This window comes from Kitasatospora sp. NPDC002040, from assembly GCF_040296785.1.
Taxonomy (GTDB): domain Bacteria; phylum Actinomycetota; class Actinomycetes; order Streptomycetales; family Streptomycetaceae; genus Kitasatospora.
In genome coordinates this window covers 147,559-167,920 of record NZ_JBEOXV010000001.1, presented here as the reverse complement: position 1 = coordinate 167,920, position 20,362 = coordinate 147,559, and the positions used below count along the sequence as shown (strand labels likewise).

The 20,362-nt window shown below is 72.6% G+C and carries 18 protein-coding genes; 7 read left to right on the top strand and 11 right to left on the bottom strand.

What is annotated here, in order from left to right:
• Positions 1 to 2 precede the first annotated feature (2 nt).
• From ABT118_RS00760 to ABT118_RS00740, 5 genes are all read left to right on the top strand, one after another.
• Positions 3 to 2,015 (top strand): copper resistance CopC/CopD family protein, encoded by a 2,013-nt coding sequence (locus ABT118_RS00760; protein WP_350643982.1) that lies wholly within the window; start codon positions 3 to 5, stop codon positions 2,013 to 2,015.
• A gap of 5 nt (positions 2,016 to 2,020) precedes the next feature.
• Positions 2,021 to 3,235, top strand: coding sequence for an iron uptake transporter deferrochelatase/peroxidase subunit (gene efeB, locus ABT118_RS00755; RefSeq protein ID WP_350643981.1), 1,215 nt, complete (start codon positions 2,021 to 2,023; stop codon positions 3,233 to 3,235).
• 133 nt (positions 3,236 to 3,368) lie between these two features.
• Entirely contained in the window at positions 3,369 to 4,304 is a 936-nt protein-coding gene (gene pheA / locus ABT118_RS00750) for a prephenate dehydratase (RefSeq protein WP_350643979.1), read from the top strand.
• Between the two features lie 698 nt (positions 4,305 to 5,002).
• Positions 5,003 to 6,280 (top strand): serine--tRNA ligase, encoded by a 1,278-nt coding sequence (gene serS, locus ABT118_RS00745; protein WP_350643978.1) that lies wholly within the window; start codon positions 5,003 to 5,005, stop codon positions 6,278 to 6,280.
• A complete protein-coding gene (locus ABT118_RS00740) occupies positions 6,277 to 7,080 on the top strand; it encodes an HAD family hydrolase (RefSeq protein ID WP_350643977.1) in 804 nt (267 codons plus the stop codon). The genes serS and ABT118_RS00740 overlap by 4 nt, the downstream gene beginning before the upstream one ends.
• Positions 7,081 to 7,135: 55 nt before the next feature.
• Here the strand turns inward: ABT118_RS00740 and ABT118_RS00735 are convergent, their stop codons facing one another.
• Together ABT118_RS00735 and ABT118_RS00730 are read right to left on the bottom strand one after the other, a co-directional pair.
• Positions 7,136 to 8,968: an LCP family protein gene (locus ABT118_RS00735; protein WP_350643976.1), complete on the bottom strand. Its 1,833-nt coding sequence runs from the start codon at positions 8,966 to 8,968 to the stop codon at positions 7,136 to 7,138.
• 161 nt (positions 8,969 to 9,129) lie between these two features.
• The gene (locus ABT118_RS00730; RefSeq protein ID WP_350643975.1) at positions 9,130 to 10,047 is read right to left on the bottom strand and encodes a sporulation protein; all 918 of its coding nucleotides are present in this window, start codon (positions 10,045 to 10,047) and stop codon (positions 9,130 to 9,132) included.
• Between the two features lie 181 nt (positions 10,048 to 10,228).
• On the opposite strand from ABT118_RS00730, the gene ABT118_RS00725 reads away from it, so the two are divergent.
• Both ABT118_RS00725 and ABT118_RS00720 read left to right on the top strand, forming a co-directional pair.
• Positions 10,229 to 10,954 carry a FadR/GntR family transcriptional regulator gene (locus ABT118_RS00725; RefSeq protein ID WP_350643974.1) on the top strand — a complete coding sequence of 242 codons (726 nt, stop codon included), beginning with the start codon at positions 10,229 to 10,231 and terminating at the stop codon, positions 10,952 to 10,954.
• A gap of 62 nt (positions 10,955 to 11,016) precedes the next feature.
• A complete protein-coding gene (locus ABT118_RS00720) occupies positions 11,017 to 12,243 on the top strand; it encodes a CynX/NimT family MFS transporter (RefSeq protein ID WP_350643973.1) in 1,227 nt (408 codons plus the stop codon).
• Positions 12,244 to 12,270: 27 nt separating this feature from the next.
• Here ABT118_RS00720 and ABT118_RS00715 read toward each other — a convergent pair whose 3' ends face one another.
• The 9 genes from ABT118_RS00715 to ABT118_RS00675 all read right to left on the bottom strand — a co-directional run.
• Positions 12,271 to 12,987: an ABC transporter permease gene (locus ABT118_RS00715; protein WP_350643972.1), complete on the bottom strand. Its 717-nt coding sequence runs from the start codon at positions 12,985 to 12,987 to the stop codon at positions 12,271 to 12,273.
• A 49-nt stretch (positions 12,988 to 13,036) separates the two neighbouring features.
• Positions 13,037 to 13,954: an ABC transporter ATP-binding protein gene (locus ABT118_RS00710; RefSeq protein ID WP_350643971.1), complete on the bottom strand. Its 918-nt coding sequence runs from the start codon at positions 13,952 to 13,954 to the stop codon at positions 13,037 to 13,039.
• 9 nt (positions 13,955 to 13,963) lie between these two features.
• Complete coding sequence (locus ABT118_RS00705) at positions 13,964 to 14,863, bottom strand: ABC transporter permease (protein ID WP_350643970.1); 900 nt, start codon at positions 14,861 to 14,863, stop codon at positions 13,964 to 13,966.
• Positions 14,847 to 15,803, bottom strand: coding sequence for an ABC transporter ATP-binding protein (locus ABT118_RS00700; protein WP_350643969.1), 957 nt, complete (start codon positions 15,801 to 15,803; stop codon positions 14,847 to 14,849). The genes ABT118_RS00705 and ABT118_RS00700 overlap by 17 nt, the downstream gene beginning before the upstream one ends.
• A gap of 123 nt (positions 15,804 to 15,926) precedes the next feature.
• Complete coding sequence (locus ABT118_RS00695) at positions 15,927 to 16,877, bottom strand: hypothetical protein (RefSeq protein ID WP_350643968.1); 951 nt, start codon at positions 16,875 to 16,877, stop codon at positions 15,927 to 15,929.
• Positions 16,874 to 17,731, bottom strand: a complete 858-nt coding sequence (locus tag ABT118_RS00690; RefSeq protein WP_350643967.1) for a hypothetical protein — start codon at positions 17,729 to 17,731, stop codon at positions 16,874 to 16,876. The genes ABT118_RS00695 and ABT118_RS00690 overlap by 4 nt, the downstream gene beginning before the upstream one ends.
• Complete coding sequence (locus ABT118_RS00685; RefSeq protein ID WP_350643966.1) at positions 17,728 to 18,606, bottom strand: hypothetical protein; 879 nt, start codon at positions 18,604 to 18,606, stop codon at positions 17,728 to 17,730. The genes ABT118_RS00690 and ABT118_RS00685 overlap by 4 nt, the downstream gene beginning before the upstream one ends.
• The gene (locus ABT118_RS00680) at positions 18,599 to 19,441 is read right to left on the bottom strand and encodes a hypothetical protein (protein ID WP_350643965.1); all 843 of its coding nucleotides are present in this window, start codon (positions 19,439 to 19,441) and stop codon (positions 18,599 to 18,601) included. The genes ABT118_RS00685 and ABT118_RS00680 overlap by 8 nt, the downstream gene beginning before the upstream one ends.
• Positions 19,442 to 19,824: 383 nt before the next feature.
• Positions 19,825 to 20,362: hypothetical protein (locus ABT118_RS00675; protein WP_350643964.1), on the bottom strand; the 538-nt coding region annotated here is incomplete at its 5' end.

Here is a 20,362-nt window from a genome sequence, read left to right as displayed (position 1 = left end):
TCATGTGGAAGAGGCTTGGTGCCCTGCTGACGGTCGTGGTCACGGCCGGGCTGCTGCTGATCGGCGGCGCCGGCACGGCGTCCGCGCACGCGACCCTGGTCTCCACCGACCCGGCGAACAACGCGGTGGTGCCCACGGCACCGGGCTCCGTGACGCTGACCTTCAGCGAGGGCGTCTCGCTCTCCCCCGACTCGGTCCGGGTGCTCGGGCCCGACGGCGCGGCCGTCGACTCCGGCGATCCCGGCCATCTGGACGGCCGGGCCGCCACCGCCCGGGTCGCGCTCAAGAGCGGCCTGGCCAACGGCACTTACACGGTGGCCTGGCGCGCGGTCTCCGAGGACTCGCACCCGATCGGCGGTGCCTACACCTTCTCCATCGGCGCCCCCTCGGCCACCACCGTCTCGGCCGCCGCCCTGCAGGACGTGAAGGCGGACGGCGTGGTCGCCTTCGCCTACGGCACCGGACGGACGATCGCTTACGCCGCCTTCGCGCTGCTGGCCGGGGCGACCGCATTCGTGCTGCTCTGCTGGCCCGCCGGGGCGGCCGTCCGCTCGGTGCAGCGGCTGCTGATGACCGGCTGGGTCGCGCTGCTGGTCTCCACCGTGGCGGTGCTGCTGCTGCGCGGCCCGTACGAGCGGGGCACCGGGATCGGGCAGGCGCTCGACCTCTCGCTGGTGCGCAGCACCCTGGACGAGCGGATCGGGACGGCGCTGTCGGTCCGGCTGCTGCTGCTCGCGGCGGCCGGGGTCTTCCTGTCGCTGCTGGTGGGGCAGTTGGGGCAGGCCAAGCCCGAGCCAGCCGAGGCGAGTCGGTCGGACCAGGCGGCTCGGACGGCTCCGGAGGGCGAGGAGGATGAGCTGCGGCAGTTGGAGCGCCGGGCCGCCGAACGTCCGCTCCGGGACGCCAGGTTGGGCCTCGGCGTGGCCGGGCTGGTGCTGGCCGTGGCGCTCTCCGCCACCTGGGCCGGGGCGGACCACGCCTCGGTCGGCGAGCAGGTCTGGCTGGCGCTGCCGGCCGCGATGGTCCACCTGCTCGCGATGGCGCTCTGGCTGGGCGGGCTGACCACCCTGCTGCTCGCGCTCCGGAACGGGGTCGGGCTGCGGGCGGTCGAGCTGTTCTCCAAGCTGGCGTTCGGCGCGGTGGCGGTGCTGGTGCTGACCGGTGTCTACCAGGCCTGGCGCGGGCTGGGCAGTTGGGGCGCGCTGGTGGACACCGAGTACGGCCGGCTGCTGCTGATCAAGACCGGTGCCGTGGTCGCCATGGTCGGCGTGGCCTGGTTCTCCCGGGGCTGGGTCGCCCGGCTCCGGACGGGTGGCGAGGCGGTGCCCACCGCCGAACCGGCACCCGCGCCGGTGACGGCCAAGGCCGGGGCCGAGAAGCGGGCCGATGCGCAGGCCGGGGCCGATCCGGTCCGGGCCGCGCAGTTGGCCCGGCAGCAGGCCGCCCGGGCCGAGGCGACGGTGCGTCAGGAGCGGGACGGCACCCCCGCGCGGGCCGGGCTGCGCCGGTCGGTGCTGGTCGAGGCCGGGGTCGCGGTGGCGGTCCTGGTGGTCACCACGATGCTGACCAACACCCCGCCCGGGAAGGTGGCCGAGGCGGTCGCCGCCGCCCCCGGCCCCGGCACGGCGGCCGACCGCTACCCGGTCCGGGGCGCCACCCCGGTGCCCGGGAAGACCGTGGAACTCAAGATCCCGTACGACACCGGCGGCCGCACCCCGAACGCCAAGGGCACCGCCACGGTGGGGATCAATCCGGCCGGGGTCGGGCTGAACAGCGTCCAGCTCGCCCTGACCGACCAGGCCGGGCAGCCGGTCGAGGTGCCCGAGCTGGAGCTCGCCTTCACCCTGCCGGACCGGGATCTCGGTCCGCTCCCGGTGACCCTCAAGGCCGAGGGTCCCGGCCGCTGGTCCGGCACCGGCCAGCTCCCGCTCGCGGGCAACTGGGTGGTGTCGGTGACCGTGCGGTCCTCCGACATCGACCAGGTGACCGAGGTCAAACCGCTCAAGATCGGCTGAACCGCATGACCAGCTCCGGACTCTCCCGCCGCACCCTGCTGGGCAGCGCCGGGGCGGGCCTCGCGATCGGCGCGGCCGGGGGCGCGCTCGGGCAGCAGGCGCTGGCCGCCGCCCCGGCCGCGCCCGCTGCGGCTGCCGCCCTGGGGTCGGCCGTGGTCCCGTTCCACGGCCCGCACCAGGCCGGCATCCTCCAACCCGGCCAGGCCCGGGTGCAGTTGGCCGCCTTCGACCTGGCCGAGGGGGCCGGGCGGGACGGCCTGCGGAAGCTGATGCAGCAGTGGTCGGCGACGGCGGCCCGGCTGACCCGGGGGGAGGGCGCGCCCTCGGCTGAGAACCAGATCGCGCTGGACGCCGGGCCGTGCTCGCTGACCGTCACGTTCGGGTTCGGCGCCTCGCTGTTCGACCGGGTCGGTCTGACGGACCGTCGCCCGGCCGCGCTGGCCCCGCTGCCCGACTTCCCCGAGGACGCGATCGACCGGGCCCGCAGCGACGGCGACCTCTGGGTGCAGATCGGCGCCGACGACGCCCTGGTGGTCTTCCACGCGTTCCGGGTGCTCCAGCGGCAGGCCGCCGGACTGGCCTCGCTGCGCTGGCAGATGGCCGGCTTCGGCCGCACCCCGGGCGCCACCCCGCAGCCGATGACCGGCCGCAACCTGATGGGCCAGGTGGACGGGACCAACAACCCCAAGCCCGGCCAGGACGGGTTCGAGCAGAAGGTCTTCACCGGCGGCGGCGACTGGCCGGCCGGGGGCACGTACGCGGTGGTCCGGCGGATCAGGATGCTGCTCGACAACTGGGAGAACCTGCCGACGGACCGTCAGGAACGGGTAATCGGCCGCCGCAAGTCGGACGGCGCCCCGCTCTCGGGCGGCACCGAGACCACCCCCGTGGACCTCGCCGCCCGCGGCGCCGACGGCGCGCTGGCGATCGCGGCCGACGCCCACGTCCGGGTGGCGGCACCGGCCTCCAACGGCGGGGCGGCGATGCTGCGGCGCGGATTCTCGTACGCCGACGGGACGCTGGCGGACGGGTCGCCGGACGCGGGGCTGCTGTTCGTGGCGTTCCAGGCCGACCCGTCGAAGGGGTTCGTGCCGGTGCAGCGGAAGCTGGCCCGGGGGGACGGCCTGTCCCGGTTCGTCCGGCACGAGTCCAGCGGGCTGTACGCGGTCCCGCCCGGGGCGCCCGAGGGCGGCTGGGTCGGACAGAAACTGCTGGACTGACGGCGGGGCCACCGGGCAGTGCGCCGTGCGCGGTGCCGGGAGTTCAGGGGGCGGACGGCGGCGGTGGCGGGCCGGGGGAGTGACTAAGGTGGGTTGGTCGGGCAGCACCAGATGCATTTCGTACGGAGGCGGCATGTCGGCCACCCGCTACACCTACCTCGGCCCCGCCGGAACGTTCACGGAGGCGGCGCTGCGCACGCTGCCGGAGGCCGCCACCCGGGAGCTGGTGCCACTCGCGTCGGTGCCGGCCGTGCTGGACGCGGTCCGGGCGGGCGAGGCGAGCGGGGCGTTCGTACCGGTCGAGAACTCGGTCGAGGGCGCCGTCACGGCGACCAGCGACGAACTCGCCACCGGCACCGCCCTGATGATCTACCGCGAGGTGCTGCTGCCGATCTCGTTCGCGCTGCTGGTGCGGCCGGGGACGGCGCTGGCGGACGTCAAGACCGTCACCAGCCACCCGGTGGCCCAGCCGCAGGTGCGCCGCTGGCTGGCCGCCAACCTGCCGGACGCCCTCTGGGAGTCGGCGGCCTCGAACGCGGACGGCGCGCGCCAGGTCCAGGAGGGCCGGTTCGACGGGGCGTTCGCCGGGGAGTTCGCGGCGCCGATCTACGGTCTCGAACCGCTGGTCACCGACATCCACGACGCGGCCAACGCGACCACCCGGTTCGTCCTGGTGGGGCGGCCCGGGCGGGTCTCCTCGCCGACCGGGGCGGACAAGACCTCGATGGTGGTCTGGCTGCCGGACGACCACCCGGGTGCGCTGCTGGAGCTGCTGCAGGAGTTCGCCGTGCGCGGGATCAACCTGATGCGGATCGAGTCCCGGCCGACCGGCGAGGGGCTCGGGAACTACTGCTTCCTGATCGACTGCGAGGGCCACCTGAGCGAGCGCCGGGTGAGCGAGGCGCTGATGGGGCTGCGGCGGATGTGCCCGCAGGTGCGGTTCCTCGGCTCCTATCCCCGGGCGGACCAGGGGCAGCCGACCGCGCTGCGGCCCGGTACCTCGGACGCGGATTTCAGCCTGGCCGCGGACTGGCTCTCCCGGGCGTTGGACGGTCGCGGCGAGGCCTGAGGCGCACTGAACGAAGATGATCTGAATCGATCATTTCGCGCCGGAATTGCCAATTTCCGACACGCCGGTAACTTCACCCGGGCGGTCGCGTGACCGTTCGGGGCCACCGCCCGCCGCACCATGCGGCGGGCGGACGGCTTCGTCCACAGTCCCCAGATCCATCCACAGGCCGGAGCGGGCCGAGTTATCCACAGTTATCCACAGGCCTGGGGACGAGTCGACAAACCGGCATATCCACTGGCGGGGCCGGTCAGATCATCCGCTTCTCCCCCAGAGGCGACTAATCGCACCAGAGTCACCCGTGATCCGGCAAATCACCCGTCCGAGTGCGCGAATTCCCTCACCTGAGAGGACGAATCGAGGTTTGAAACCTCAATTCCTTCGCAAATCACCAGCCCGACCTGCACTTCCCGTTCATCCACAGGCCCGGCCTCCAGCCTGTGGACGAACGCCGCCGGAGCGCCTCTCCACAGCAGTTATCCACAGGTTGACGGGAGTTATCCCCAGGCCGGCCGGGGCATCCACACCGCGCTGACCTGCACCGGGCCGAACGGCCGGGGGCAGGGTGCCAGAGAACCGGGCAGAAAGCGACATATGCGACAGCGCGGCGGCACACCCGTCCCGCCCGCCCCAACGGCCCGTACTCCGACACAGAAAGAGGTTCCGGTCCTGGAGCCCCGCCCCGGTAGGCTGGCCCCGTGATTGACCTTCGCCTGCTCCGTGAGGACCCCGACCGAGTGCGCGCCTCGCAGCGTGCCCGTGGTGAGGACGTCGACCTGGTCGACGCCCTCCTCTCCGCCGACGAACGGCGCCGCTCCTCGGGCACCCGCTTCGACGACCTGCGCAACGAGCAGAAGACGCTCGGCAAGCAGATCCCGAAGGCCCAGGGCGACGAGAAGGCCGCGCTGCTCAAGCGCACCGGCGAGCTGTCCGCCGAGGTGAAGGCCGCCGAGGCCGAGCAGCGCGAGGCCAACGAGGAGGCCGACCGGCTGCTCCGCCAGCTGGCCAACCTGATCGACCCCGCCGCCCCGGTCGGTGGCGAGGAGGACTTCGTCACGCTGGAGGAGATCGGCACCCCGCGCGACTTCGCGGCCGAGGGCTTCGAGCCCAAGGACCACGTCGAGCTGGGCAAGGTGCTCGGCGCGATCGACACCGAGCGCGGCGCCAAGGTGGCCGGATCGCGCTCCTACTACCTGACCGGCGTCGGCGCGCTGCTGGAGCTCGCCCTGGTCAACATGGCGGTCGCGCAGGCGGTCGAGGCCGGCTTCACCCCGATGATCACCCCGGCCCTGGTCCGCCCGGCGGCCATGGACGGCACCGGCTTCCTCGGCCAGGCGGCGGAGAACGTCTACTTCCTGGAGGAAGAGGACCGCTACCTGGTCGGCACCAGCGAGGTCCCGCTGGCCGCGTACCACATGGACGAGATCATCGACGCGGACAAGCTGCCGCTGCGGTACGCCGGTTACTCGTCCTGCTTCCGCCGCGAGGCCGGCACCTACGGCAAGGACACCCGGGGCATCATCCGGGTGCACCAGTTCGAGAAGGTGGAGATGTTCGTCTTCACCACGCCCGAGGACGCCGAGGCCGAGCACCGCCGCCTGCTCCAGTGGGAGAAGGACTTCCTCAACGCGCTCGAACTCCCCTACCGGGTGATCGACGTCGCCTCCGGCGACCTCGGCTCCTCGGCGGTGCGGAAGTTCGACATCGAGGCCTGGATCCCGACCCAGGGCAAGTACCGCGAGGTCACCTCGACCTCCAACTGCACCGAGTTCCAGTCCCGCCGGCTCTCGATCCGGCTCCGGGACGGGGACAACAAGGTCCGCCCGCTGGCCACGCTGAACGGCACCCTGGTCGCCGTCCCGCGCATGATCGTGGCGATCCTGGAGAACCACCAGCTCGCCGACGGCTCGGTCGCCGTGCCCGAGGCACTGCGTCCCTTCCTCGGCGGACGGACCGTGCTGGAACCGGTCAAGTGACCACCCTGCCCTACCGGTTGGTCGCGACCGACCTGGACGGGACACTGCTGAACCCGGCCGAGACGGTCTCGCCCCGCACCCGCGCCGCGCTGGCCCGGGCGGTCGCGGCCGGTGCGGTGCACATCATCGTCACCGGCCGGTCCGCGGTCTGGGCCCGGCCGGTGTTCGACGAGATCGGCTACACCGGGCTCGCGGTCTGCGGCCAGGGCGCCCAGGTCTACGACGCCGGGGCGCACCGGCTGCTCACCTCGCTGACCCTGGACCGCCGCAGCGCGGCGGAGGCGATCGCCAAGATAGAGGCCGAGATCGGCATGCTGGCGATCGCGGCCAACCAGGACGGGCTCGACGGCGAGGTGCTCACCGGGCCCGGCTACGAGCTGGAGATCGGCACCCGGCTGCCGGTCCGCCGGGTCGCGGTGGAGGAGCTCCTGGTGGCTCCGATCAGCAAGCTCTACGTCCAGCACCCGGGGCACGGCGACGACGCCCTGGCGGAGGTGGCCCAGCGGGTCGCCGGCGGCCTGGTCGGCGTCACCATGGCCGGGGCCGGGATCGTGGAGCTGCTCCCGCTCGGCCTGACCAAGGCCACCGGGCTGGCCGTCGCCGCCCACCGGCTCGGCGTCAAGGGCGCCCAGACCATCGCGTTCGGGGACATGCCCAACGACGTGCCGATGTTCGGCTGGGCCGCGCACGGGGTGGCGATGGCCAACGCGCACGAGCAACTGCTCGCCGTCGCCGACGAAGTGACGAGCAGCAACGACGAGGACGGCGTGGCCGTCGTGCTGGAGCGGCTCTTCCCCTAGCGCCTGGCCGGTGGCCGGTCCGTCGGCCGCCGGCAGCTCCGGCGGCCGACCGGGCTCAGGAGTTGGGCCCGTACGAGACGTCGTCGCAGGCGGCGGTGTCGGCCGGGCGGGCCGCTTCGGCGATGCTGCTCGGGATGGCGGTCGGGACGGCGGCGGTGGCCGGGGTGGTGGCCCCGTTGGCGGCGGCGTAGTCCTTGCCGAGCACCAGGTTGATGCCCGCCTTGGTGGAGGACTCCAGCGTGGCGCCGGGGAAGAGCTCGGCCACGGTCTGGGCCGAGGCCTTCTGGCCGGGGCCGTACTGGACCACGGTGGTGGCGTGGGTCTGGGTGGAGGCGTTGCCGACCGTGCCGACGGTGAACTTGGACGCCTTGAGGGCCGTCACCGCGCCGGTGGTGAGACCGGCCGTGGTGGTCCCGTTGTAGACCGCGACCTTGATGCCGGCGCCCTTGACCGCGGCCGGCGGGGCGGCCGCCGTCGGGGCGGCGGTTTCGGCCGGGGCGGGGGCCGGACTCGCCGCCGCCCCGGCGGCGTTGGCGTCCTGGCCGTCCAGCGTCTTGCCGGTCTTCAGGGCCTGCCAGAGCGCCTCGACGTCCGGGTGGACCAGGGCCACCCGGGAGCCGTCGAAGCGCCACGGGGCGGTGATGAACTGGATGTTGTGCAGGTCGATGTTCTTCATCGACAGCGCGAACGACATCAGCTTGGCCGCCGAGCCCAGCCCCTCGTCCACGATCAGCGACTTGGTGGCCGCGTCGGCCAGCGGGAGCAGCGTGGTGGCGTCCATGCCCTTGCCCTTGACGTCCTTGATCAGGGCCGAGAGGAACGCCTGCTGGCGCTTCATCCGGCCGATGTCGGAGCCGTCACCCACGCCGTGCCGCAGCCGGACGTAGTCGAGCGCCTTCTGACCGGAGACGGTCTGCTCGCCCTTGGGGAAGATCTGCTTGCCCTTGCGGGGCAGCTTGGGGTTGAGGTCGTTCTCGTAGATGGGATTCGGCAGGCAGACGTTGACGCCGCCGATCGCGCTGGTGATCGCCGCGAAACCCTGGAAGTTGACCACGATGGTGTGGTCGACCCGCAGGCCGGTGATCTTCTCCACGGTGTTCTGGGTGCAGGCCGGGTTGCCCGCGTCGGTCTCGCCGACCGAGAAGGCGGAGTTGAACATGATGCTGGTCTCCTCCTTGGTCCACTTCCCGTTCGGCAGCTTGCACTTGGGGCGGGGCACCATCGCGTCCCGGGGGAAGGAGACGCCCACCGCGTGCTTCCGGTCGGCGTAGACGTGCAGCAGGATCGTGGTGTCGGAGCGGGCCCCGCCGTCCTCGCCGCCGCCCAGGTCGGCGTTGCCGCCGGCCCGTGAGTCGGAGCCGATCAGCAGCACGTTGATCGGGGTGTTGCCGTTCGCGTCCGGGGCGGCGGCATCGGGGCGGTCCGAGCTCAGGCCGTCCTTGTCGAAGGTACTGATGTTGCCGTTGAGCTTCAGGTAGAGCGCGCCGCCGGACGCCACCACCAGGGCCAGCGCTCCGGTCGCCACCCAGGCGACGATCTTCTTCCGGTTGCGCTTCTTCCCGCCCGGTGCGCCGCTGCGGCCCGGCACCCCGCCCCGGCCCTTGGCCGCGGCCCGGGCGGCCGCCCGCCCGCCCTGGCCAGCCGGGGCACCGCCGGCCTGCTGCGCCTCGGCCTGCCTGGCCTGCTGCGCCTGCTGGGCCCGCCGGGCCTCCGCCCGGCCGCCCTGCGCCGGCACGGCCTGGTGCGGCGCCGACTGCGGCTGGTGGCCCTGGTACTGCGGGGCCTGGGGCTGCTCCTGGTACGGGTCCGTGTAGGGGTTGCTGTACGAGGCGTCGTCACGCCACCATTCGGCATCCCGGCCCGAAGACCCCGGCCTCTGGCCAGACATACGCGCACCTTCCAGCAGGCGGGAACAGCTCCGTCAGCGTCACTCCCGGGGCCTGTTGTCGGAAAGAACCGCATACAGCCGTTCGGAGCTTCTGCGGAGCATATAAAGGCAACATTGCGGAGTCACGAGCCGGGCTGCCGGTTGTACCGGCAGCCTTCGGTTCAGTCCTCGAAGACGTCTTCGAAGAGGTCCTCGGCCGCCTCCTCGACGACGTCGTCCACGAACTCCTCCAGCACCAGGCCGCCGACCACCCCCACCGCCGCACCGGCCGCCAGGCCGGCCCCGAAGCCGTGCCCGCCGTGGCCGGAACTCCCGTGCCCGTGCGGGCTGTTGGCCATCGCCTGCTGGATCCAGCCGTCCACCGTGCCGGTCAGGTCCTGACCCACCTGCGCCTGGTCCAGGACATGATGGTTGATCACATCGCTGCCGCGCCGGTCGAGTTCGAGCACCACCTCGACCCGGTCGGCGGAGGCCAGGAAGGTCAGCTCCAGTGCCTGGAACCGGCCCGCGTACTGCGGCGCGGCCAGGTACTCGATCTCCTGGTAGAACGGCAGGACCTGCCCCGTCCCCCGGATCCGCCCGGACTCCAGGTCGGCGCTGTGGAAGCGGAAGCCGAGCGCCGCGAACGCCTCCAGCACACCGCGCTGCAGCGGCAGCGGCTCGACCCCGAGCGGGTCGACGTCGCCCTTGTCCCTGGCCCCGCTGATCTCCACCTCGGTCCGCAGGCCGAGCGACATGCCGTGCAGGTGCTGCCCGGCCACCGAGGTGACCGGCGTCTCGTACGGCGCCGGGACGGTGAACGGGATCGAGCGCTGCTCACCGGCGGCCAGGGTCAGCGGGGGGCTGACCGAGTACCGGGCGAACGAGGCCAGGCCGTCGCTCTCGCCCTCCGAGTGCTCGATCTCCACCCGGGCGACCAGGGTCAGCGTGATGCCGGAGATCTTCGCCTCCTGGGTGCCGCCGACCAGGTTGACCTGCCCCTGGATCAGCCCGCCGGGCTGCACGGTCGGCGTGGCCAGGACGGTGTCGACGGTGGGGCCGCCGACGCCGAGCGCACCGAGCAGCTTCTTGAACACCATGAGGCGGTACTCCAACTCCGGAAAAGGGGAACGGCGAACGGAGAAACGCAGGCTACGGCCCCGCGGTTCCCGTCCGCACCTCCCCGACCCGGACCCGGACCCGACCGAACCCGACCAGTTGTAGGATGACCGGACAAGCAGTTGTAGGATGACTGTCGTCCACCCGCGAGAGGAGCCCCCGATGAGCAGCGACGGACTGCAGGCCGCCGGGCGCAGGTCCCTGGTGGACGAGACGATCGAGCAGCTGCGCGAGCAGCTCAGCGCCGGCAGCTGGCCGGTGGGCGGGCGGATCCCGACCGAGCACGAGTTGGCCGAGCGGCTCGGGGTGGGGCGCAACACCGTGCGGGAGGCGATCCGGGTGCTGGTGCACGCGGGGATGCTGGTCTCCCGGCAGGGTGAGGGCACCTTCGTCCGGAGCACCAGCGACCCGGCCTCGGTGCTGCGCGGGGTGCAGCGCTCGGGCGTACGGGACGTGCTGGAGGTGCGGGCCGCGCTGGAGACCGAGGCGGCCCGGCTGGCCGCGCTGCGGCACACCCCCGAGGACATCGCCCGGATGCGGACCGCACTGGCCCGGGAGGCCGAGATCATCGCGACCGAGCCCGACCGGGCCGGCCGGGAGGCCACCGTCGAGCACGACCTGGAGTTCCACACCGCCGTGGTGGAGGCCGCGCACAACCCCGCGCTGACCGAGGTGTACCGCTACTTCGGCGCCTCGGTGCGCGAGTCGATGCGGACCTCGTTCGGCGACCACGAGATGCCCGAGGTGGTGGTCGCCACCCACCAGGCGCTGGTCGACGCGATCGAGAGCGGCGACCCCGAGCGGGCCGAGGCGGCCTGTCGCGATCTGCTGGCCGAGCCCACCGCCGCCGTGGAGCAGCTGCTCGCCGCGATCGCCGCGCGGAAGTGACGGCCGGCCCACCGCCGCCGCCCGTCCCGTAGTCCACCCCTGCCCGGAGAGAAAACAGCACCATGTCGGTCACCCAGGCCCAGCCTGCCGTCGTCACCACGGTCCGTACCCGCACCGCTTTCGCGCACCCCGCACTGCTGCTGTTCGGCATCGTGCTGGTCGCGCTCAACATGCGCGCCTCGCTGGCCGCCGTCTCCCCGCTGCTCGGCGAGATCCAGCGGACCTTCGGCCTGTCCGCCACCGCGAGCGGCCTGATCACCACCGTGCCGGTGCTGTTCCAGGGCCTCGGCGCCCCGCTGACGCCCCGGCTGACCCGGCGGTTCGGAGCGGAGAAGGTGGTGCTCGGCGCGGTGCTCACGCTCGGCGCCGGCATCCTGCTCCGGGTGCTGCCCAACTCCTTCGCGCTGTACGCCGGCTGCATGGTGATCGGGGTGGCGATCGCGGTGCTGAACGTCTCGATGCCGGGGCTGGTCAAGCGCGAGTTCCCGGGCCGGGCCGCCGCCATGACCGGGGTGTACTCCACCTCGATGCTGATCGGCGCGACCCTCGCGGCGGCCGTCTCGGTGCCGCTGGAGAAGGTGTTCGGCGGCGGTTGGGAGGGCTCGCTCGGGGCCTGGTCGCTGCTCGCCCTGGTGGCGGCGGTGGCCTGGCTGCCGCAGGTGCTGAAGTCCCGTCAGGAGCGGGCCGCCGTCGCGGCCGCCCCGGCCGGACGGGGCATCGAGGGGGTCTGGAAGTCCGGGCTGGCCTGGCAGGTGAGCGCCTTCATGGGCATCTCCTCGCTGATGGTCTACACCCTGATCGCCTGGCTGCCCACCATCCTGGTCGACCACGGGATGGCCCGCGGCGAGGCCGGGCTGGTCTTCGCGTTCAGCAACCTGGTGCAGGTCGGCGGTGCCTTCCTGGTCCCGCTGGTGGCCGGCCGGATGACCCGTCAGCGCGGCCTGGCCGTCTCGATGGCGGCCCTGAACGCGACCGGCGTGGTGATCCTGCTGCTGACCCCGGTCTCCGGCGCCTGGGTCTCCGCGACCGTGCTCGGCCTGGCCCAGGGCGGTTCGCTCGGACTGGCGCTGGCCTTCCTGGTGCTGCGGACCGACAGCGCGCTCGGCGCCGCCCAGCTGGGCGGGATGTCGCAGGCGGTCGGGTACCTGGTGGCGGCGGCCGGGCCGGTCGGCGCAGGTTTTCTGCACCAGCTGACGGGTGGTTGGGAGCTGCCGCTGGTGCTGCTGCTCGTCATGGCCGCGCTGGCCGCCGCCGCGGGCTGGGGCGCGGGCCGAAACCTGACGCTCTGACCGTCGGGCTCCAGGGCCCGCCGGCGGCTACTCGTCGTAGGAGAGGGTCAGGCCCGCGAGCTTGACGGTGGCGAGGGCGGTCGCGGCGAGCGAGACCACGATCAGCAGCGGGACGGCGACGCCGAGCGCAACCGGGGCGGTGATGGCGCCGTCGGTGGCGATCGTGTGGGCGACGCTGCGGCCCCACTGCTGGATGCTCAGGGTGCGGGCGCCGTCCACGAAGTTGCCGACCAGGCTCTCCCAGACCAGGGCGTACGCCAGCCCGATCACCACCGCGTTCCGGGAGACCACGCCGAGCAGCAGGAAGACCGCGCTGTACACGGCCCCCGCGACCAGGGTGCCGACCGTGAAGGCGAGCGCGAGGTTGTCCTGGGTGCCGACCATGATCTGCCCGGCCAGCAGGGACGGGACGGCGGCGAACAGCCAGGTGACCCCGATCGCCACCGCGAGCTTGGTGGTGATGATCTTCCACCGCGGCAGCGGCTTGGCGAGCAGGTAGACGATCGAGCCGTCGTCGATCTCGGTGGCGATCACGCCCGTCCCGATCACCAGGCCGAGCAGCGGCACCAGGGTGCCGAGCGAGAGCCGGCCGAGGATGTCGGTGGCCAGGGCCTGCTGGTCGGCGTCCGAGTTCTTCGCGATCAGGGAGACGACCAGCAGCAGGACCGGGGCGACCAGCAGCAGGATGCCGCGGCGGCGCCCCAGCAGGCCGCGTACGGTCAGCCTGGCGACGGTCAGGTTCACAGGGTTCAGCCTTTCGGGGCGACGGGCGACAGCGACGGGCGACGGGGCGTCAGGAGGAGACGAGGTAGGAGAAGACGCTCTCCAGCGACTCGTCGGCGGGGGAGACGGTGTAGAGCCGGATCCCGGCCTCCTTGGCGACCTTCGGCAGCAGCGCGGTGAACTGCGGGAAGTTGATCGCCTGGATCCGCAGCGCCCGCTCCTGCCAGTCGAGTTCGATCCCGGCGGTGGAGCTGTCCGCGATCAGCGCGGCGGCCAGCCTGCGGTCGTCGCTGGAGCGGACCAGGTAGCGGTGTGGCCGGTCGGTCATCAACCGGCGGATCTTGCGGAAGTCGCCGGAGGCGGCGTGCCGGCCGGCCACCACGACCTCGATGTGCCGGGCCAGCTGCTCGACCTCCTCCAGGATGTGCGAGGAGAACAGCACCGTCCGGCCGTCGGCGCCGAACCGGCGGAGCAGGTCCATCAGTTGCAGCCGCTGGCGCGGGTCCATGCCGTTGAACGGCTCGTCCAGCAGCAGCACGGCGGGGTCGTGGACCAGGGCGGAGGCCATCTTGACCCGCTGCTTCATGCCCTTGGAGTACGTCCCGGTCTGACGGTCCTGGGCGTACTCCATCTCGACCAGGCCGATGGCCCGCTTCGCGGCGGCGGCCGGGTCGGCCAGGCCGTGGAGTTCGGCGTTGGCGAGGACGAAGTCCCAGCCCGTCAGGTAGTCGTACATCGACTCCCGTTCGGGCACCAGGCCGATCTGCCGGTACACCGCCTGGTTGCGCCAGATCGGCGCGCCGTCCAGGGTGACCGAGCCGGACGACGGGGCCAGGAAGCCGCTCATCATGTGGATCAGGGTGGACTTGCCCGCCCCGTTGGGGCCGAGCAGCCCGGTGACGCCCGGGCCGATCTCCATGCTGACGTCGTTGACGGCGACCACGTTGCCGAACCAGCGGGAGACCTTGTCGATGGTGATGACTGCCATGACGACCTCTCAGATGTTCCGGTAGCGGCGCAGCAGCAGCCAGTACGAGCCGCCGATCATGACGGCGATCTCGATCGCGAAGACCACCAGGCCGAGCGTGCCCGGGGCGTGCAGGGAGCCGCCCGCCCGGATCGAGAAGAGCTCGTTGACCAGGCCCTCGGCAGCCGTGCCCGGCGACAGCATGGCCGCCCAGTTGGCGGACTCCGGCGTCGGGCTGGTGACCCCGCCGCCGAGGCTGTAGATGATCCCGGCCAGCAGTCGACTGACGATCATCACGCCCATGATGGCGGCGACGCCGAAGCCCCGGCGCGGGGTGGCGGCGGCGATCAGCAGGCCGAGCGCGGAGTACAGCACCGAGGAGAGCAGCGCGGCGAACAGCCCCTGGCAGAAGTGCGTGCTGTTGCTGCCGAACGGCAGGCCCGCCAGCAGCGCGCCGAGGTAGAGCAGCACCAGCGGCACCGTCATCAGCAGCATCATCGCGGCGGTCATCGCGGCGAACTTCGCCCGGACGTAGTCGGCCCGGGTGATCGGGCGGGAGAAGTACAGCGGCACAGTGCTGTGCCGGAGGTCGCGGGACATCAGCACCGGGGCCTGCGAGGCCAGGAAGATCAGCGCGAAGATCCCGAACACCTCGAGGTACTGCGGGTACCCCAGCCCGAGCTCCTCGGACTTGGTGATGATCGCGACCGCCACGAAGACCACCGCGGGCAGCGCCAGCGCGGCGGCCACCAGCATCGGCAGCACCTTGGACTTGCCGGAGCGGCCCAGCCCGTACGCGCCGCGCAGGCCCTGCACGAAGAGCGAGCGGGTGGCGAAGCCGCGGCCGAGGCGGGGGCCCTGGTAGCCGCGGTAACCGATGTTGTGGATGACCCCGCTGTCGGGGGCCGTGGGCTCAGGAGGCAGCGACATCGGAGGTCCCTCCCGTCTCGGTGGCGAAGATCTCGGCGACCCGGTGGCGGCGCTGCTCCAGCCGGACCAGGCCGAGGCCCAGGTCGGCCACGGTGTCCCGGATGGTGTCGTAGGTGTCGTCGTCCTGGAGCTGGACCAGCATCACCTTGGTGCCGTCGGTGCGGACCGCGAGCCCGGCGGCGGTGAGCCGCTCCAGCACGGCCGCGTCGGCGTCGAAGGCCGGGTCGTCCGGACGCTCCGACACCTCGACCGCGATCAGCTGGGTGGCCTCGGTGAACGAGGCGGTGGAGGAGGACCGCAGCAGCCGGCCGCCGTCGATCACCACCAGGTGGTCGCAGGTGCGCTCCAGCTCGCCGAGCAGGTGGGTGGTGACCAGCACCGAGATGCCGAAGTCGGTGTGCACCCGGCGGATCAGCGCCAGCATCTCGTCCCGGCCGACCGGGTCGAGGCCGTTGGTGGGCTCGTCCAGCAGCACCAGCTTCGGGTCGTGCACCAGCGCCTGGGCCAGCTTCACCCGCTGCTTCATGCCGGTGGAGTAGCCGCCCATCGGGCGGTACCGCTCCTCGTAGAGGCCGACGTGGCGGAGCGTGTCGGCGGTGCGCTCACGGGCGGCGGCGGCCGGCAGGCCGGACATCCGCGCCATGTGCACCACGAACTCGGTCGCCGAGACGTCGGGGGGCAGGCAGTCGTGCTCGGGCATGTAGCCGACCTGCTCGCGGATGGCCGAGCCCTCGGTGGCGATGTCCAGGCCGAGCACCTGGCCCGTCCCCGAGGTCGCCGGGGCCAGCCCGAGCAGAATCTTGATGAGTGTGGACTTGCCCGCCCCGTTCGCGCCCACCAGACCGACCACACCGGGCTCCACCTCTACGGTGAGCCGGTCCAGTGCGGTGACCCGGGGGAACTTCTTGGTGAGGCCGTCCGTCTTGATGACAGTGGACACGGGCCCAACCTAGTGCCCGCCCAGGTGCGGCGGAATGAGCTGGGATGACGAGGTCCGCCCAGGTCTTCAGGATGACGCCCGGTGGTCCTCCCCCTAGGGGGAGGACCACCGGGCGGGCGTCCGTCAGTTCAGCAGGCTGTGCTGCAGGATCGCCACCTGCTTGAACGCCTGCACCGGGACGCCCTGCTGATTGGTCATCAGGATCAGCCCGGCCACGTCGCCGCTCTGCAGGTAGAGCGCCCGGCCGGTCGGCTCCTGGGCGGCACCCGCGGTGGTCTTGGTGAACTCCACCGAGGAGGAGGCGTCCACGGCGGGGAGGATCTTCAGCGAGGCGTACTCCAGCCCGGCCGAGCCCTTGAGGTCGCCCGAGTTCATCTTCTGGTAGTACGCGCTCGCCTCGTCGGCGGAGCCGAACTTGAGCAGCCAGATCTCCGTCCTGGTGCCGTCCGCAGCCGTCCAGACCCGGGTGGCCGCACCCCGGCAGGCGTTCTCGTCCAGCAGCTCCTTGCTCTTCACCGGGTCGGTGCCGAGCTGGGCGTAGTCGTCGCAGGTCTTCCAGGCCGCCGGGGTGACGGCCGCGGCGGACGCGCTCGGGGCCGGGGCGGGCGAGAGGGTCGCACCGGTCGGGGCCGGGAGCACCAGCTGCCGCAGGTCGGCGTGGTGGCGGTCCCCCGCTCCGGAGGCGGCCGGCGAGGGCTTGCCGGAAGGGAGCGGGGGGAGCGCCAGCGCGGGGAAGACGTACCGGCCGTCGTTCGGGGTCTCCAGGCCGGGCAGGTCGGTCCGGTCCACCGAGGTCATCGCGACCGCGGCGGCCGCACCGGTGAGCAGCAGCACCAGCGCGGCGGCCGCCCAGCGCAGCTTGATCCGGCGGCGGGGCAGGCGGGCCTGCTCCTCCTGGACCACCTCGGGCGACAGGGCCCAGGCATCGGGCCCGACCGCAGCGGCGACCGCGGGCGCGGTCTCCTGGGCGGTCTCCAGGACGGCCTCGGGGACGACCTCCGGGGCGGGCACCGGTGCCGGTGCGGCGTCGGGCTGCGGCGGAACCGGAGCGGTGGTGTCGGTCTCGTCGGTCATGCGGATGCTCCCGGGAGGGCCAGCCGGTCGAGCTGACTGCTGAAGAGGGTCACGGCCTTGTCCTTGGGCAGCGGGGCGATCCCCTCCACCTCCATCGCGACCCGGAGGTCGCCCACCGCCGCCGAGCAGACCAGCCGGTCGATCTTGTCGCCCGGTCGGGCGGCCGGGAGGAAGCAGCTCGCCTTCTCGTGCCCCGGCACCCTGGGGCCGAGCCGGAACAGGCCGGAGTCGGAGCCGAGCACGCTGTTCCACGCGGCGTCGGCCTTGACCGCGTCCTGGTGGTACTGGAGCAGCCACACCGTGACGACGTAGTTGTCCCCGCTGGGGACGAAGCTGCGGACCCCGCCGCCCTTCAGCGGCGTGGTCTCCCACCCCTTGCGCAGCGCGTCCTGGAGCTTCGCCGGCAGACCGCGGACCTGGTCCTCGACCCAGCTCTTGCGCTGGTCCTCGGTCAGTTCGGTGTCGTTGCCGTAGCTGCCCGCGTCCGGCCCGAGCCGGTGCCCGTCCGGCAGCGGCAGCAGCAGGTCGCGCATCGAACCGAAGTGCGTGCCGTTGGACTGGGCCCCGTACGCGGGGGACGCACCGGCGCTCGGCGCGGCCGATGCCGAGGGCGCGGCACTGGCACCGGCCGCGGCGATCGGCTCGGCGTCGTCCTGGTACCGCGTCTTCAGGATGCCGACGCCGATCCCGACGCCCAGCACGGCGGCGGCCACCACGGCGGCACCCGCCCGCAGGGCCGGGTGCAGGGCCCGGCGGGGGGCCGGCGGTCCGTCGACCGCCGGGGTCTCCGGCGTTGCGGGCGGCGGCAGTTCGGGCTGCTGCTCGCCGGCCGGGGGTGTGTCGGTGATGCTCATACCAGTCGCTCCCACTGCCGCTTGGCGACATCCTTGAGCTCGTCCGCGTTGACCTGGGAGGGCGAGTAGACGCTGATCCGCATCACCAGGTCACCTCGCCGGGCCGACGCCAGTCCGTAGTAGTACTTCTCGGTGCTCTCCGAGTACGTGCGCGCCTCGGCGGGCGCCGTGTAGAGCCCGTTGGCCGTGCCGGGCAGCGCGGTCACCGAACCGCCCTCCAGGTCGAGCGTCGCCGCGCCGGCCGAGAGCGCCCGGTCGGACTGGTACTGGATCAGCTCCACCCGCCACTTGACGTCGCCCTTGCGCCAGGCGACCACCGCGTCCCGGCGGAAGCCGTCGCCGAGCAGCCGCCGGAAGTAGTTGTCGGCGCCGCCGTACGACATCGCCTTCTCACCGGGGCTGAGCCAGCCGCTGTCGTCGCCGCGGCCGTAGTTGTCCCAGGCCTCGGCGCCGTCGGGCTTGGCGACCAGCAGCTTGCGCAGGTCGCCGTCGATCTCCAGCGGCTTGAGCACGGCCTCGGCGGCATCGGCGGCATCGGCCGGGACGGCCGGGTACTGCAGCGCGACCGTCTTCAACTCGGGCAGCGGGGTGGCCGGTCGGGCGGCCTGCACGGCGTAGCCGATCGAGCCGCCGAGCAGCGGGCCGACCAGCAGCGCGGCCAGCAGCAGGCGGCCGGTGCCCAGCGGGCGGCGCGGGGCCGCCGGGGGCTGCTCCTCGCCGCCGGCCTCCAGCAGCTCGGTCGGGCCGAACCCGCCGTCCTGGGGCGGGGGTTGAACCGCTGCGGGCGCAGGTGCTGCCGGCGCAGGTGCTGCGGTCACGGGTGCGGTGCCCGGCGCGGCCTCGGCCGGCTCGGGGGAGATGTTCGACTCAGCCACCGGAGTTCAGCCTTTCCCGCTGACGCTTCATCGCATCCTGGAGCGGCGCCTTGTCGGGCGTGCCCTTCACCAGGACGGTGACCTCGTACTCGACGTCACCCACGGTCGAGACGCCGACCAGCCTGCCGGTCCACGCCTCCTGCTTGGGCTTCAGCAGGACACCCTTGCCCTTGCCGTCCCCGTCGATGCCGAACTCCTCGACGTCCTTGAAGCTCATCCCGTCGGCGAACCTGCGGGCGTCCGCCGCCGACTTGAAGCGCAGCATCCGGACCTCGACCTCCTGCCGGCCGTCGGCGGTGCGGTAGCGACGGGTCGCCCCCTCCTTGAAGCCGAGGTAGTTGAGGCTCTCCTCGCCGACGCTGTCGCTCTCGAAGTCCTTCTTCACCTCGTCCCGCTCGACCGGTACCCCGTCGGCCGAGCCGTAGGACTCGGCGCCGGCCGGCATCGGGAGCAGGAAGAACCGCAGGTCGCCGCCGTGGGTGTTGCCGTCTACGGTGCCGTGCAGGGTGCTGACCGGGGCCGGGGCCTCGGTGGGCGTCGGGACCGGCGTCGGCGTCGGTGTGGGGGTGGGCGAGGGCGAGGCGCTCGGGGTGCCGGCGGCGCTGGGCGCGGCGGCCACCGTACGCGGCTTGGCGTCCGGCTTGCCGATCGCCACCGTGACGGTCGCACTGGCGGCGGTCACCGCGAGCAGTCCGGTCACCGTCAGCGCGACGACCACGGCACGCGGCAGCTTCCGCGCGGCAGGCGCGGCAGGCGCCGCCCCGTCGAGCGGTACGGCCTGGTCGGCCGGCTCCGGCTGCGGTACGGGCAGCGGCTCGGGTGCGGATTCTGGCACCGATTCGGGCGCGCTTTTCGGCGCGCTCTCAGGCGCGTTGTCAGGCGAAGACAAGGGACTCCCCCGGAAGGAACGGAAGGCGTGCCGCTCCCCCGCCGAGGTGGTCGATTCACCCCTGCCAAAGCCGACCGCCACGTGTGTCAGCAGAATTATGAGAGGCAATTACCCCCACCACCAACACACTTGTGCCACGCACTTCACCGCATTGCCGAATCAATCGGACATGTCGTAATCGAACTGCAACGGGTCGCGGACACGCGGCGGCGGTCGCCCGGCCGACCGGGAAGGCAGGGCGGCGGCGGAAACGCCGAGGGCCCCCGGCAGCTCGCGTACGAGCCGGCCGGGGACCCTCTTCACAGGTTCCGTGCGGTGTTCCGGATGTCCTAGCGGAGTGCCATGGACAGGGCCGTCGAACCGGTGCTGGGAACGGGCACCGCGGCGTCGTACCAGACACCGTTGGCGCTGTGCACCTCGTGCAGGGTGCCGCCCTCGACCGCCGCGATGACGCGCTCGCCGGTCGGGGTGATCTTGCCGGAGAGGGCGGTGATGTTGGCCCCGACCCCGGGGATCACACCGTCGTGCCAGCCGTCGGCCGCACTGTAGACCTCGTGCAGCTGGTTGCCCTTGATCGCCTCGATCACCCGGACGCCGGAGGCGTTGAAGCCGAAGCTGAGCGCGGTGATTCCGGACAGGCCCGGAATCACACCGTCGTGCCAACCGTCGGCCGCACTGTAGACCTCGTGCAGCTCATTGCCCTTGATCGCCTCGATCACCCGGGCACCGGACGGGCTGTAGCTGAAGCTCAGCGCCGTGATGCCGGACAGACCCGGAATCACACCGTCGTGCCAACCGTCGGCCGCACTGTAGACCTCGTGCAGCTCATTGCCCTTGATCGCCTCGATCACCCGGGCACCGGACGGG